Annotated in this window: 13 protein-coding genes and 1 riboswitch; of the genes, 12 read left to right on the top strand and 1 reads right to left on the bottom strand. The window is 45.7% G+C overall.

All coding sequences use genetic code 11. From position 1 onward, the window contains the following. Positions 1-300: 300 nt before the first annotated feature. The 3 genes from uvrB (at position 301) to luxU (ending at position 4,323) form a co-directional block, all read left to right on the top strand. Positions 301-2,331, top strand: coding sequence for an excinuclease ABC subunit UvrB (gene uvrB / locus TW84_RS07355; protein WP_045975012.1), 2,031 nt, complete (start codon positions 301-303; stop codon positions 2,329-2,331). Positions 2,332-2,580: 249 nt separating this feature from the next. Next, positions 2,581-3,975, top strand: coding sequence for a quorum-sensing sigma-54 dependent transcriptional regulator LuxO (gene luxO, locus TW84_RS07350; protein ID WP_045975011.1), 1,395 nt, complete (start codon positions 2,581-2,583; stop codon positions 3,973-3,975). A gap of 3 nt (positions 3,976-3,978) precedes the next feature. After that, a complete protein-coding gene (gene luxU / locus TW84_RS07345; protein ID WP_205622474.1) occupies positions 3,979-4,323 on the top strand; it encodes a quorum-sensing phosphorelay protein LuxU in 345 nt (114 codons plus the stop codon). On the opposite strand, the gene yvcK is transcribed toward luxU, so the two are convergent. Then, positions 4,309-5,196 carry a uridine diphosphate-N-acetylglucosamine-binding protein YvcK gene (yvcK, locus tag TW84_RS07340; RefSeq protein ID WP_045975009.1) on the bottom strand — a complete coding sequence of 296 codons (888 nt, stop codon included), beginning with the start codon at positions 5,194-5,196 and terminating at the stop codon, positions 4,309-4,311. The genes luxU and yvcK overlap by 15 nt on opposite strands. Positions 5,197-5,375: 179 nt before the next feature. Continuing rightward, a riboswitch (molybdenum cofactor riboswitch) is annotated at positions 5,376-5,513 on the top strand. Here yvcK and moaA point away from each other — a divergent pair. From moaA to TW84_RS07295, 9 genes are all read left to right on the top strand, one after another. Beyond that, a complete protein-coding gene (moaA, locus tag TW84_RS07335) occupies positions 5,502-6,491 on the top strand; it encodes a GTP 3',8-cyclase MoaA (protein WP_045975008.1) in 990 nt (329 codons plus the stop codon). Its footprint overlaps the riboswitch before it by 12 nt. 89 nt (positions 6,492-6,580) lie before the next feature. Further along, a complete protein-coding gene (gene moaB / locus TW84_RS07330; RefSeq protein WP_045975007.1) occupies positions 6,581-7,093 on the top strand; it encodes a molybdenum cofactor biosynthesis protein B in 513 nt (170 codons plus the stop codon). 16 nt (positions 7,094-7,109) lie between these two features. After that, complete coding sequence (moaC, locus tag TW84_RS07325; RefSeq protein WP_045975006.1) at positions 7,110-7,589, top strand: cyclic pyranopterin monophosphate synthase MoaC; 480 nt, start codon at positions 7,110-7,112, stop codon at positions 7,587-7,589. Continuing rightward, positions 7,586-7,831, top strand: coding sequence for a molybdopterin synthase sulfur carrier subunit (moaD, locus tag TW84_RS07320; RefSeq protein ID WP_045975005.1), 246 nt, complete (start codon positions 7,586-7,588; stop codon positions 7,829-7,831). The genes moaC and moaD overlap by 4 nt, the downstream gene beginning before the upstream one ends. Then, the gene (gene moaE / locus TW84_RS07315) at positions 7,831-8,286 is read left to right on the top strand and encodes a molybdopterin synthase catalytic subunit MoaE (protein WP_157634011.1); all 456 of its coding nucleotides are present in this window, start codon (positions 7,831-7,833) and stop codon (positions 8,284-8,286) included. Before moaD ends, moaE begins: the two co-directional genes overlap by 1 nt. Positions 8,287-8,450: 164 nt before the next feature. Then, positions 8,451-8,660: a nitrate/nitrite transporter NrtS gene (gene nrtS / locus TW84_RS07310; protein WP_045975003.1), complete on the top strand. Its 210-nt coding sequence runs from the start codon at positions 8,451-8,453 to the stop codon at positions 8,658-8,660. Positions 8,661-8,774: 114 nt separating this feature from the next. Next, positions 8,775-9,191: a CBS domain-containing protein gene (locus tag TW84_RS07305; RefSeq protein ID WP_045975002.1), complete on the top strand. Its 417-nt coding sequence runs from the start codon at positions 8,775-8,777 to the stop codon at positions 9,189-9,191. An 81-nt stretch (positions 9,192-9,272) separates the two neighbouring features. Further along, positions 9,273-10,739 (top strand): MATE family efflux transporter, encoded by a 1,467-nt coding sequence (locus TW84_RS07300; RefSeq protein ID WP_045975001.1) that lies wholly within the window; start codon positions 9,273-9,275, stop codon positions 10,737-10,739. A 57-nt stretch (positions 10,740-10,796) separates the two neighbouring features. Next, positions 10,797-13,103: a zinc/cadmium/mercury/lead-transporting ATPase gene (locus tag TW84_RS07295; protein WP_045975000.1), complete on the top strand. Its 2,307-nt coding sequence runs from the start codon at positions 10,797-10,799 to the stop codon at positions 13,101-13,103. Positions 13,104-13,302: the final 199 nt, after the last annotated feature.

The following is a 13,302-nucleotide window of genomic DNA, read 5'->3' as shown; positions in this document are numbered from 1 at the left end:
ACATTAAAGCTTCAGTAGCAGGCTAGAACATAACTGATGATGGTAGAGGTTTTTTTGAATCGTGTGGATAAACTGGTTGATTAACCATAGATGTGAGTAAGCTGTGAATGAGTTTTTACGCAAAGATTAGAGCGCACACAGTTTAGGGCCAAAGATGGTAGCAGGATTGAATATTAGGATCTAGCGTTATGAGGACAAAATATTTAAAACAGGCGGTTATTTTTTCTTTAGCTATTGTTTCTGTATATTCATACAGTCAAAATAGACCCGATTTATTCTTCATGTACGGATGAGGTGCCAATGAGCAAAGTTTTTGATTTAGTGTCGGATTACCAGCCATCAGGCGACCAACCAACCGCGATTAGCCAGTTGTTGGACGGATTAGATTCGGGGCTCGCGCATCAAACCTTGTTGGGTGTAACAGGTTCAGGCAAGACATTTACCCTAGCTAATGTTATCGCACAGGCACAGCGTCCGGCCATCCTGCTTGCACCGAATAAAACACTGGCAGCACAGCTTTATGGAGAGATGAAGGGATTCTTCCCTAACAATGCGGTTGAATACTTTGTTTCTTACTATGACTATTACCAACCTGAAGCCTACGTACCGACAACGGATACGTTTATAGAGAAAGATGCCTCTGTGAACGCCCACATTGAACAAATGCGTCTATCAGCGACCAAAGCCTTACTTGAGCGCAAAGACGCTATCATAGTGGCTTCTGTTTCCGCGATTTATGGTCTGGGTGACCCTCAGTCTTACTTACAAATGATGCTGCATGTGCGTCGTGGTGACGTGATGGATCAACGTGATATTCTGCGTCGACTGGCTGAGTTGCAGTACAGCCGCAATGATGTCGCTTTTGAGCGAGGTCAGTTCCGTGTCCGTGGTGAAGTGATTGATGTTTTCCCAGCAGAATCTGATCAAGATGCTGTCCGGATTGAAATGTTTGATGATGAAATCGACTGTATCAGTGTTTTCGACCCTCTCACTGGGGTAGTGAAACAGCGCGATTTGCCGCGTTTTACTATCTACCCCAAAACGCATTACGTCACACCCAGAGATAAGATCCTCGATGCGATAGAGAACATTAAAGTTGAATTGGAAAGTCGCAAGAAATACTTATTGGACAACAACAAGTTACTTGAAGAGCAGCGCATCTCACAGCGGACTCACTTTGATATTGAGATGATGACCGAGCTTGGTTTTTGCTCTGGTATCGAAAACTATTCACGTTATCTGAGTGGTCGTAGTGAAGGTGAGCCGCCTCCAACTTTGTTTGACTATTTGCCCGATGATGGTTTGTTAGTGATTGACGAGTCTCATGTGACGGTACCGCAGATTGGCGCCATGTATAAAGGAGACCGATCTCGTAAAGAGACCTTGGTGGAATTTGGTTTTCGATTGCCTTCAGCGCTGGATAATCGTCCACTTAAATTTGAAGAATTTGAATCTCTCGCACCCCAAACGATATTTGTCTCTGCTACACCCGGTAACTACGAACTGGAAAAATCGGATAGTGAAATTGCCGATCAAGTTGTGCGCCCGACAGGCTTGTTAGACCCCGAATTAGAAGTTCGCCCTGTAGCGACACAGGTAGATGACTTATTGTCTGAAATCCACCTTCGCTCTGCCAAAGACGAACGTGTCCTTGTAACAACGTTGACAAAGCGAATGGCAGAGGATCTCACTGAGTATTTAACGGAACACGATGTTCGCGTTCGTTATCTCCATTCTGATATCGATACGGTCGAACGTGTGGAAATTATCCGTGATTTACGACTAGGTAAGTTTGACGCTTTGGTTGGTATCAACTTGTTGCGAGAAGGTTTGGATATGCCAGAAGTTTCACTGGTGGCTATTCTTGATGCCGACAAAGAAGGCTTCTTACGTTCGGAACGCTCGTTAATTCAGACCATAGGCCGTGCGGCACGGAATATTAGTGGTAAAGCGATCCTCTATGCCGATACTGTAACGAAATCTATGCATAAGGCGATGGGAGAAACCAACCGTCGTAGAGAGAAACAACAAGCCTATAATGCTAAGATGGGCATTGAGCCGCAGGCACTAAAGCGTAATATCAAAGATATTATGGAACTTGGTGATATTGCTAAGAGCAAAAAACAACGAACTAATAAACAGGTCCCGTTGTCTGAAGTTGCTGAGCCCTCCCAGTCCTATAATGCGATGACACCCCAACAGCTTGAAAAAGAGATCAGCAAGTTGGAAGCGCAGATGTATCAGCATGCTCAGGATCTGGAGTTCGAAGCGGCAGCTGAAAAACGAGATCAGATAGAGAAATTGCGCCAGCAGTTCATAGTGAATAGCTGAATGAACTTCTGACAGGCAAAAAAATAGCCAGTAGGTAACATCCTATTGGCTGTAAGTTGTGAAAACTAAGTTCACTAACAACGTCAGTTGGCTAGGTGACCCAAAGGGTCATTGTTTGAGCAGCATTTAACGTGCCAATTTTTTTACGCCAATTTTAGGGCGTTTCTCGTTTTTTAAACAATAAATTTGCAAAATGCAAAGCGCAATGCAATCATTTATACAAATTGCGAAGAAAAATTCGGCTAGGTTATGCAACAAAATACGCAAACACAAAAGTCAAGATATCTTTTGATGGTGGAAGACACAGCGTCAGTCGCGGCGTTGTACCGTTCTTATCTCACTCCATTGGGCATCGATATTAATATCGTTGGCACTGGGCGTGATGCTATCGAGAGTCTCAACTTTCGCACTCCAGATTTAATTTTGTTGGATCTACGACTTCCAGACATGACTGGTATGGATGTCTTACACGCAGTAAAACAGAAAACCCCTGATGTTCCAGTGATTTTCATGACGGCTCACGGCTCGATTGACACGGCAGTAGAAGCGATGCGTCATGGTGCACAGGATTTCCTTATCAAACCATGTGAAGCTGACCGGCTTCGTGTCACGGTCAACAACGCTATTCGCAAAGCGACGAAGTTGAAAAATGAAGCAGATAATCCTGGTAATCAGAACTATCAAGGCTTTATCGGCAGTAGCCACACTATGCAGGCTGTCTATCGCACCATTGACTCCGCTGCAGCGAGTAAAGCCAGTATTTTTATTACTGGAGAAAGCGGTACGGGCAAAGAAGTGTGTGCTGAAGCTATTCACGCTGCTAGTAAGCGTGGTGACAAACCTTTTATTGCGATCAACTGTGCAGCCATTCCCAAAGATCTGATTGAAAGCGAGTTGTTTGGTCACGTGAAAGGCGCGTTCACGGGGGCTGCTACTGATCGTCAAGGCGCAGCAGAACTTGCCGATGGTGGTACTCTCTTTCTCGATGAGCTGTGTGAAATGGATTTAGATCTGCAGACTAAGTTGCTACGCTTTATCCAAACGGGCACATTTCAAAAAGTGGGCTCCTCGAAAATGAAGAGTGTCGATGTACGTTTTGTTTGTGCGACCAATCGCGATCCATGGAAAGAGGTGCAGGAAGGGCGCTTTCGTGAAGATCTGTACTATCGTTTATACGTGATCCCATTGCACTTACCTCCTTTGAGAGAGCGTGGTGATGATGTCATAGAAATTGCTTACTCTCTGCTAGGCTTTATGTCTAAAGAGGAAGGAAAGGACTTTGTCCGATTGGCACCAGAAGTTGTTAGTCGTTTTGCCCAATACGAGTGGCCAGGCAATGTGCGTCAGTTACAAAACGTGCTGAGAAATGTAGTGGTGCTCAACAATGGTGAAAATATCTCGATGGATATGTTGCCACCACCACTTAACCAGCCAGTTGAGAGGCAGATAAGGATTGAACTGCAGGACAAAGACAGCTTTTCTGTGCATGACATTTTCCCTCTGTGGTTAACAGAGAAGAAAGCCATCGAGCAAGCGATTAAGGCCTGTGAAGGAAATATTCCTAAAGCGGCGGGTTACTTAGATGTCAGCCCATCAACGCTTTATCGTAAGCTACAAAACTGGAACACTAAGGAAACACAGTAATCGATCATGGAAGTCTTAAATCAAACCAAAATAGACAGATTGGCCAGTGAAATTGGTGCCGATAATGTCCCCATTTTACTCGATATCTTTCTCGGGGAGCTGGTGCAATACATTGAGAAGCTAAGCACTGACGAAGATTTGGATAAAGATGCCTATCTAAAAGAGATTAGTCATGCGCTAAAGAGCAGTGCAGCGAGCTTTGGCGCTGAATCTCTCTGTGCATACGCTGTTGAAGTGGATGCCAAGGCTAAATCGGGTCAGCAACTCGATGTCTCAGCGACGCAGCTGCAAATGGTCGCGCTGTTGAGTGAAACCCAACAGCGTTACAGAGCATTACTGACAAAATAGCGATTCTACGGCAGATTGCAATTTGCTTCTGTCGTGTCGCCAGTCTCGATTCGGTGAAGCCAGAGGCGTCGTCACGCAATTCCAGTCGTTTAATTCGGGATGCGTTTCTTCACCCAGTACCACATCAATTTTACGCCCGCGGCAAGCACGCTGACACCATTCTAGCTTTTCTTTAAGGGTCAACTTACTGGCTGGCCCCTGTTCTGGAGAGAGGTTTTCAACGAAAACCAGTTGAGCTTTTTTGTTATTCTCAATGGCTCGACCAATTTCAGATAATAACAACGGCGGCATAATACTGGTTAGAAAACTGCCCGGACCAAGAATGATTGCGTCAGCCTGCTCTATCGCCAGCACGCCTTCAGTGGTCGCGGGAACTTCGGGCTCTAAGTCGAGTCGTATCAGTTTCTCTGGCATTTCATCGACACTCGTTTCTCCGGTCACCCACTGGCCGTCTGGAGCTAGTGCTTTCAAATCAGCGGGGTGCTCTGTCATTGGAATGATATTCACGTCTACTTTCAGCATGTTACGAATAAGGTTAATTGCATCCAAAGGCCGAACCGAAAGGTTGTCGAGTGCAGTTAGCATTAAGTTGCCTAAGTTGTGACCATCTAATTCGCCTGAACCTTTAAAGCGGTATTCAAACATCATCGAACTGATTGAAGGATCGGTAATTAATTGGTTGATACAGTTTCGGGTGTCACCCCAAGCTATGCCTCCCTGACAGTGACGGATCCTTCCGGTCGAGCCTCCATTATCTGTAGTAGCAACAATGCCTGTCGCATTTCCACCAAAGTCTTTCAAAGCCGCCAACATACGCCCTAGGCCGTGGCCACCACCAATGGCGACCACTTTTTTTGTACAGTACAGAGTCATCAATTTTGTTCTTATTTGATCATATTCATCTACAATCTAGAATAATTGAACTGCTGAAAGTACTCAATACGAGGTATTTTGGGCGCTGGGTGTGATTTTTTTCTGTTTAGGGTAGAAACACACACAATTATTAAGTATTTTATCGTCAGCTGCTGTCTTTAAGCGCAGATCTTAATAGGCAGTTGCCATAACTCCGAGCTCATCGGGCTAAGTTCATAATGAATATGCGTGCTGAGCCAGTGACTGATTGTCACCAGGGCATAATTGGAAATGATTATCGCCTCCCGTGTTTGGAAAGGTGTTCCGTGGCGCAACAATTCGAAGATAGATTTCGACGCAAGTTTTACTATTTGCGTCTTTCTGTTACAGATGTCTGTAACTTTAAATGCACATATTGTCTGCCTGATGGTTATCAACCCTCGGGACAGAAAAACTCGTCTTTTTTAACGCTTCCAGAGATCAAACGTGTGGTTAGAGCGTTTGCTGACTGTGGCACGTCGAAAGTCCGTATCACTGGCGGTGAGCCAAGCTTGCGTAAAGATTTTACCGATATTATTCGTACCGTTTCGGAGACCGAAGGTATTGATAAGATCGCCACCACCACCAATGGTTACCGGATGGAAAAGCAGGTCGCGGATTGGCAACGAGCTGGATTGACCCACATTAATGTCAGTGTTGATAGTCTTGACCCACGAATGTTTCATCAAATTACTGGCGAAAATAAGTTTGCACAAGTGATGGCCGGTATCGATCGCGCCTTTGAAGTTGGCTACGAGCAGATCAAAGTAAACGTGGTGTTGATGAAGGACCTCAATTCTCACGAATTACCAGCGTTCCTAGGTTGGATTAAAGACCGCCCAATTCAGCTGCGTTTTATTGAACTGATGCAAACGGGTGAGATGGATCAGCTCTTCCACAATCATCATGTTTCAGGTGTAGCGATTCGTAATCAGCTGATTGCCAATGGTTGGTTACTTAAAGCGCGTGCAAACAACGATGGACCTGCTCAGGTGTTTATCCATCCTGACTATCAAGGTGAAATCGGTCTGATTATGCCTTACGAAAAAGACTTTTGTGAGAGCTGTAACCGCTTACGTGTCTCGGCTAAAGGCAAATTGCACTTGTGCCTGTTTGGTGAACATGGTGTTGAGCTGCGTGACTTATTGCAGCAAGACTCGCAAGAAAATGCGTTGATTGAGCGTATTCAGGCTCAATTACAGACGAAATCAGTGAGCCACTTCCTTCATGATGGCAATGCGGGCATGACACCGCATCTCGCATCGATAGGCGGCTAAACGCTGATACTCAATTCTCAAATCATATTATGTTGGGCTAAGCCTCAGCTTGGCGCAATCTGAACAAATCGAAATAGGTAGGTGAACAAATGGGTCACGCAGAAAGCAAATTTCAACCAGCAAACATTGCAGTGTTAACCGTCTCTGATACACGTACAGAAGAAAATGATACTTCTGGCGCGTATCTGGTTGAGAACGCAAAAGAAGCGGGTCACAACGTGGTGGACAAGCAGATCGTGATTGACGATATGTACAAAATCCGTGCGATCGTTTCTCAGTGGATTGCGGATGAAAGCGTGCAAGCTGTGATGATTACCGGTGGTACGGGCTTTACCTCTCGCGATAGTACACCTGAAGCACTTAAGCCTCTGTTTGACAAAGAAGTAGAAGGTTTTGGTGAGCTGTTCCGTCAGGTGTCGTACGAAGAAATCGGTACATCGACCATTCAATCACGCGCGATTGCGGGCTTTGCGAACCATACTGTCATCTTTGCAATGCCGGGTTCGACAGGTGCTTGTCGTACAGGTTGGACAAAGATCATTAAGCAGCAACTCGATGCAACCCACCGCCCATGTAACTTTATGCCTCACCTAACGGTTTAACCTTCAGGAGTAGTTAATGAGCGAATTCACTCATATCAACGCTTCTGGTGAAGCAAACATGGTTGATGTATCGGCCAAAGTAGAAACGGTACGAGAAGCTCGCGCTGAAGCTTTTGTTCATATGAAGCCTGAGACTTTGCAATTGATTGTGTCTGGTTCTCATCATAAAGGTGACGTGTTTGCGACCGCGCGTATTGCCGGTATTCAAGCCGCGAAGAAAACTTGGGATTTAATTCCACTTTGCCACCCCTTATTGCTGTCTAAAGTTGAAGTGCAGCTAGAAGCGATCGAAGCTGAAAATATGGTTCGTATTGAGTCTGTGTGTAAGTTGGCAGGTAAGACCGGTGTTGAAATGGAGGCCCTAACCGCTGCATCAGTGGCCGCATTAACTATCTACGACATGTGTAAAGCTATACAAAAAGACATGGTGATAGGCCAAGTTCGTCTGCTGGAGAAAACGGGTGGTAAGTCAGGTCATTTTAAGGTGGATGCATGATTAAAGTTCTGTTTTTTGCTCAAACCCGTGAATTGGTTGATACTGATGAACTTGAACTAGAAGCTCGTTTTGAGACCGTAGAAGCACTACGAGCGGACCTTGCAGCCCGCGAAGGTAAATGGGACTTAGCGTTGGAACCGGGCAAATTACTGGCAGCAGTGAATCAGTCTATTGTGTCTCTTGAGCACCCTTTGAGTGATGGTGATGAAGTGGCTTTTTTTCCTCCTGTGACAGGAGGTTAATCATGGAACGTGTGTCTGTTCAGTTCGAAGATTTTTCTGTTGGCACTGAGTACGAAGCTCTCGCACAGGGCACAGCCTCTGGCGCCGTCGTTACATTTGTTGGCAAAGTAAGAGACATGAACCTTGGCGATAAGGTCACTGGGCTATCTCTGGAGCATTATCCGGGGATGACAGAAAAAGCACTCGACGAAATTTGCCACAAAGCCGAGCAGCGCTGGCCTTTGCTTGATGTTCGTGTCATTCATCGTGTCGGTGATTTAGATATTGGCGATCAGATAGTTTTCGTTGGTGTTTCAAGTGCTCACCGAGGTGCGGCGTTTGAAGCCTGCGAATTCATCATGGATTATCTCAAGACCCAAGCACCGTTTTGGAAAAAAGAACGCACAACAGAAGAGACTCGTTGGGTTGAATCCCGAGAGTCGGATACGAAAGCTGCTGAGCGTTGGAAATCATAAAAAACAGGCCCTCTTGATGATGGGCCTGTTTTGTATTTGCTCAAGCTATATGTTTGGTGTCGCGCTGGCATGTTGGGCGAGGGGGAATCTTTCACTGCTTTAAATCTTCTAACTATAGTTTAGTTAGGTCACCAAGTATTGATACAAACATAAGGCTTGCTCATATGAATGCACAAATGACCAAAAGAGCGCTGATCATTGCGGCCGTAGTCGGCACGTTACTCAATTTCATCAACCAGTATGATGCGATTCTTGGGGAAGGCTCTGTCAACTGGGTCAAAGCGTCTTTGACCTATTGTGTCCCGTTTTGTGTCTCATTGTTCAGTAGTTGGCTGGCCACACGTGATGCGCAGTCCAACTGTCCCGGCGACTAGTTCTGTGATAGGTAACGTCTATTGGAAAAATTGTTGTTTTCAATTTAGTAAAATCAAGAAATTAGACAACAATTACAATATGGCAAGCGTGACTTGCTCTTTAAGGAGATACAAATGGAATCATTGAAAGTAAGAGATTACATGACACTGCAAGCCGTGACGTTTAAACCTGAAATGTCATTAAGTGCTGCGCTGGAAAAAGTGATGAAGTCGAGTTATCTCGGTGGACCGGTTATTAATGAAAAAGAACAAGTGATTGGTTTTCTTTCAGGGCATGACTTGCTAGATAAACTGGTTAAGGTCAGTTACTACTGTCAGGATACTCACATTGTTTCGGACTGCATGCATCCTGATGTTATTTCGGTTGGACCTGATACCTCAATTATTGAGCTGGCAGATATGATGCAAGTGGGTAAACCGAAAGTGTATCCGGTGATTGATAACGGCAAACTCGTCGGCATTATTACACGTCGTGATGTACTCAGAGCGGTGGCGAAGAATCTCGACGATTGCTTTAAACATCCAGTATAGTGGCGTGTTATAAATTTTAGAAAGAGGCGCAACGATGCGCCTCTTGTTGTTATTGATATCAGCAAAACCCTTAGGAGGAGCATGCAGGATCAGAGCGCTAAATTTGTTGAAGGCTCAACCATGCGCCACATACTAGTGATGTCAGGGGCAGGCTCTGTGGGTTTAATGGCCCTGTTTGTTGTCGACTTACTGGATATGTTGTTTATCAGCATGTTAGGGCAAGTTGAATTAGCTGCTGCGGTCGGTTTTGCTGGTACATTGGTGTTTTTCTCCACCTCTATTTCTATTGGTACCTCGATCGCTATGGGGGCATTAGTCTCTAAAGCGATAGGGGCTAAACAGCGTGATCATGCAAGGCGATTGAGTAGCAGTATTATTGCCACGGCTTTTGTTATCAGTAGTGTGGTCAGCGTGGTTATGTTTCTCTACATTCCTGAATTGCTGCACGCGATTGGTGCAAAAGGGTACGTAGCAGAGCGTGCAGAAGCTTATTTGAGGATTCTTATTCCGAGTGGGCCAGTAATAGCGATTGCTATGTCCGCGGGCGCGGGCTTAAGAGCTGCGGGAGATGCGAAGCGTTCAATGTGGGCGACCTTGGCTGGCGGTATTGCAAACGCCATTCTCGATCCGATTTTCATTTTTGGTTTTGGCTGGAATGTGGAAGGTGCGGCTATTGCCACTGTTTTTGCTCGTTTTACCGTACTGTTTTTCTCCATCACCCCTTTAATTCGTATTCATCGGTTGGTGGCACCACTTTCGCTATCTGCGTGGAGCAACAACCTTAAAGCTATTCTGACGATTGCAATTCCGGCCGTGATTACTAATATCGCGACTCCGATTGGTAACGCGATTGTCACTACATCGATTGCACAATACGGCGAAGATTTTGTTGCAGGTTATGCGGTAATCGGACGCTTGATCCCAGTGTGCTTTGCTGTGATTTTTGCTTTGTCGGGTGCGGTCGGGCCTATCATAGGTCAAAACTTCGGAGCGGAGCGGATTGATCGGGTACGAGATACGTTAAACAACTCGCTGATTGTTACGACCACTTACACGATTTTGGTTTGTCTTATTCTCTACTTCGCACAACCTTTAGTGATTTCTGGGTTCAGTTTAAAAGGAGATGCGGCGGTTATTGTCTCTGCCTTTTGTACCTATGTGGCCGCAAGCTTTATTTTTAATGGCGCTCAATTTGTGGCCAATACCTCATTTAACAATCTCGGTAAACCGCTCTATTCTACAGCGCTAAACTTAGGTAAAGCGACGTTAGGGACGTTACCGTTTGTCTATTTAGGATCGAATTGGTTCGGGGCATTGGGCGTGCTGTATGGTCAAGCGCTTGGTTCGATTGTGTTCGGCATCCTAGCCACTTTGGCATTGCGCATGCATTTAGCCGACTTAATCAAAGGTGGGACTGCAGAGCTAGTGGAGGAGGACCCCTCGATCACCAGTATTAATTCGCAACCGTTTTGCACTCATGACGCTGTCTTGATTGATGAAGTGGCGAGACAGAAAAAAATTTCTCCTCAAGACATAAAAAATAGTTGACCTTGGAGCTGACTCCAAGGTTTATGATTAAGGTGTACATTCAATGGAGATAAGTTTATGTGCACTAAACATCAAGCATGTCGTTCAGACAAAGTAGCGGTTAACCCATCAAATACTCACTCTTGTGCCAGTCCAAAATTTTCGACCATTAAGATGGCAGGCGTTGAAACGTCAGATTCGGACTGCTGTAGCTCAGACCGTTGTGGCAGTGGCACTGATCCAGCCGATGAGGAAAGTGACTCCGGCCTGTCACAAAACCCTCGAATGACACAAAGCTGGAAAATCGGTGGTATGGACTGCCCATCCTGCGCGCGAAAAATTGAAACTGCCGTTAACAAAGTTGATGGTGTTGTTGAAGCAAAAGTTCTGTTTGCGACAGAAAAATTGGTTGTAAAAGTAGACCACTCTGGTGTGGCGCAACTGGTTGAACAAACGATTCTTGATACTGGCTTTAGCTTTGCCAGTCCCAACTCTTCTTCTAATCAAAAAACGACTTCTAGTTGGAAACATATCTTCAAGCAAAACACCCAGATTATTGCTATTGCATCGGCGATGGCGGTTGCAGCAGTGCTCAAACCGGCTCTTCCTCTAGTCAGCGAATGGATGTTTATCCTGACGTGTTTAGCTGGCCTGTATCCCATCGGTAAGAAAGCGATTGTATTAGCCAAATCAGGTACGCCCTTTGCTATTGAAACTCTGATGAGTGTGGCAGCACTTGGTGCTCTTTATCTGGGGGAGACCGTTGAAGCGGCCATGGTATTACTGCTGTTCTTGATTGGTGAGCAGTTAGAGGCTTTTGCAGCTTCTCGTGCCCGTAGCGGCGTGCAAGCCTTGATGGAATTGGTGCCGGAAACCGCGACCAAAATTATTGACGGCCAACGTGTTGAAGTCTCTGCCAGTGAGCTGCAACCTGGCGATATCATCGAGGTCTCGCCCGGAGCAAGATTGCCTGCAGATGGTAAATTGATCGGTGATGTCGCCAGTTTCGATGAAAGTGCACTCACTGGTGAGGCGATTCCAGTCGAGCGCTATCAAAATGAATCTGTGATGGCTGGGGCTGTTGTGGTCGATAAGGTTGTACGTTTTACGATTACCTCCAAACAAGGAGAGAACGCCATTGATCGTATTCTTCATTTAATTGAAGAAGCTGAGTCACGCAAAGCACCTCTGGAACGTTTCTTAGATAAATTTAGCCGCTGGTACACACCACTCATGATGCTAGTGTCACTGTTTGTGATCATTGTACCGCCCATGTTCTTTGCTCAGCCTTGGGAGACTTGGGTCTACCGTGGTCTGGCGTTGCTATTGATTGCATGCCCTTGTGCTCTGGTGATCTCCACACCAGCAGCGATTACATCGGGGCTGGCTGCAGCAGCAAAACGTGGGGCTCTAATTAAAGGCGGAGCGGCGTTAGAACAGCTTGGAAAGATTGAAACCATCGCCTTCGATAAGACGGGTACTTTGACTAAAGGCAAACCAGAAGTGACCGACATCATCACCTTGGGTGATGTTCGAGAGTCGGAAGTGCTCGAAAGTATCGCGGCTATTGAGGTGGGCTCAAGCCATCCACTGGCAGTCTCGCTGGTGAACAAAGCAAAATCAACGGGTATTAACTTACCAGAGGCTTCGGACAAACAGGCGTTGATTGGTAGTGGTGTTCGAGGTGTAGTGAATGGGGTTGTGTATCAAGCGATTGCACCAAGTAAGCTTGGGTTTGAGTTGAGCGGTGACATCGAGTCTCGTATTCAGCAGATGGAAGAGCAAGGTAAGACAGTGGTAGTTGCTGTCCAAAACGAAGACACAGTACTGGGCTTGATTGCTTGGCAAGATACTTTAAGAGAAGATTCCGCCAAAGCTGTGAAAGCGCTGAAAGGTTTAGGTATCAATTCGATTATGCTAACAGGTGATAACCCTCGCAGCGCGCAAGCGATCAGTTCAATGATCGACATTGATTTCAAAGCCAGCCTTCTGCCTCAGGACAAAGTCACCTATGTTGAGGTGCTTTCCGCTAATGCAAACGTTGCTATGGTCGGTGACGGTATCAATGATGCACCTGCGATGAAGGCATCAAGTATCGGTATCGCTATGGGGGGCGGAACAGATGTGGCTCTTGAAACCGCGGATGCTGCAATTACTCACAATCGTTTGATGGAGTTAGCAGGTATGATAGAGCTGTCGCGGGCGACACTGAACAATATTCGTCAGAATATATTCTTGGCTCTGGGTTTGAAAGGTGTCTTCTTAGTCACGAGTTTATTGGGGATTACTGGTCTCTGGGTGGCGGTATTAGCGGATAGTGGGGCAACAGCGATTGTGACCTTGAATGCACTTCGACTATTGAAATTTAAGTCCCATCAGGAATAGCGATTCATTACATTCCTAACTAAACTCTCAGCCTCTGTATCCATGGTATAGAGGCTGTTTTTTATGCAACATGAGTAGCCTATTTGTATAAAAATGTGATGCCAAACGATTTTATGTGTAATGTTAATACTGTTTGCGCTCATCAATGTGAGTTTTATCACTCTTTGGTGGGCGTGAGTCAGATAAAGTATTCCAGTAC

It is taken from the genome of Vibrio neptunius (genome assembly GCF_000967495.1).
Classification (GTDB): Bacteria; Pseudomonadota; Gammaproteobacteria; order Enterobacterales; family Vibrionaceae; genus Vibrio; species Vibrio neptunius.
This window is presented reverse-complemented; position numbering and strand designations above follow the sequence as displayed.

Coding starts and splice junctions, on each gene's coding strand:
- uvrB (WP_045975012.1), top strand. CDS start 301: ATGAGCAAAGTTTTTGATTTAGTGTCGGATTACCAGCCATCAGGCGAC.
- moaB (WP_045975007.1), top strand. CDS start 6,581: ATGGGTCACGCAGAAAGCAAATTTCAACCAGCAAACATTGCAGTGTTA.
- TW84_RS07305 (WP_045975002.1), top strand. CDS start 8,775: ATGGAATCATTGAAAGTAAGAGATTACATGACACTGCAAGCCGTGACG.
- TW84_RS07300 (WP_045975001.1), top strand. CDS start 9,273: ATGCAGGATCAGAGCGCTAAATTTGTTGAAGGCTCAACCATGCGCCAC.
- nrtS (WP_045975003.1), top strand. CDS start 8,451: ATGAATGCACAAATGACCAAAAGAGCGCTGATCATTGCGGCCGTAGTC.
- TW84_RS07295 (WP_045975000.1), top strand. CDS start 10,797: ATGTGCACTAAACATCAAGCATGTCGTTCAGACAAAGTAGCGGTTAAC.
- moaD (WP_045975005.1), top strand. CDS start 7,586: ATGATTAAAGTTCTGTTTTTTGCTCAAACCCGTGAATTGGTTGATACT.
- moaC (WP_045975006.1), top strand. CDS start 7,110: ATGAGCGAATTCACTCATATCAACGCTTCTGGTGAAGCAAACATGGTT.
- yvcK (WP_045975009.1), bottom strand. CDS start 5,196: ATGACTCTGTACTGTACAAAAAAAGTGGTCGCCATTGGTGGTGGCCAC.
- luxO (WP_045975011.1), top strand. CDS start 2,581: ATGCAACAAAATACGCAAACACAAAAGTCAAGATATCTTTTGATGGTG.